Here is a 949-nt window from a genome sequence, read left to right as displayed (position 1 = left end):
TTCGCTTCGCCGACGGTGTCCGTACGCTGCATGGTCAGGGCGTGCGGGCGTATCTGGAGCTGGGCCCCGATGGGGTGCTGACCGCGATGGCCCAAGAGACCCTTGCCATGATCGTTGACTCGGACGCCGGTGTGCGCGAGTCGGACATGGTGCTGGTGCCGGTGTTTCGCGGGGATCGGGGTGAGCAGAGCGCGGTGGTGTCGGCGCTGGCCGAGTTGCATGTGCATGGGGTGCCGCTCGATTGGCGTGCGGTGTTCCCCGGTGCCCGCCAGGTGGAGCTGCCCACTTACGCCTTCCAACGTCGATGGTACTGGCCGAGCCCCGCTTCGGCTGGAGATGTCCGGGGGGTGGGGCTGACCGCCGCGAGCCATCCGCTGCTGGGGGCTGCCGTGGGCCTGGCCGATTCCGATGAGGTGTTGCTGACCGGGAGGTTGTCGCTGGGGTCGCATCCGTGGCTGGCCGATCACGCGGTGGGCGGGGCGGTGGTGTTCCCCGGCACCGGGTTCCTGGAGCTGGCGATCAGAGCGGGTGATCAGGTCGGCTGTGATGTGGTCGAGGAGCTGACCTTGACCGCGCCGCTGGTGCTGGATGGGGACGAGGCCGTAACGGTTCAGGTACGGGTGGGGTCCGCTGACGGGTCGGGTCGCCGGGAGCTGAGCATTCATGCCCGGCCCGCCGGGACGGACGATCGCGATAGGTGGGTACGGCACGCCGCTGGTGTGCTGACGAGCAGTGATCACAGCGCTGGAACGGCGGTGTTCGACACGGCGGTGTGGCCGCCGCATGGTGCGTCGGTGATCGAGCTGGATGGGTTGTATGACCGGCTGGCCGAGGGTGGGCTGGGTTATGGGCCGGTGTTTCAGGGGTTGCGTGCGGCGTGGCGGGGTGCGGGTGGTGAGGTGTTCGCCGAGGTGGCGTTGCCCGAGCAGGCGCATTCGGAGGCGGGTGC

The 949-nt window shown here is 69.1% G+C and carries 1 protein-coding gene; it reads left to right on the top strand.

Features of this window, described 5'->3' with window-relative positions:
• Window positions 1-41: 41 nt before the first annotated feature.
• Window positions 42-949: polyketide synthase dehydratase domain-containing protein (locus Aple_RS51700; RefSeq protein ID WP_218038963.1), on the top strand; the 908-nt coding region annotated here is incomplete at its 3' end.

It is taken from the genome of Acrocarpospora pleiomorpha (assembly GCF_009687885.1).
In the GTDB taxonomy this organism is placed as follows: domain Bacteria; phylum Actinomycetota; class Actinomycetes; order Streptosporangiales; family Streptosporangiaceae; genus Acrocarpospora; species Acrocarpospora pleiomorpha.
The sequence above is the reverse complement of the archived record's forward strand: the minus strand, read 5'-3'. Positions and strand labels throughout refer to the sequence as shown.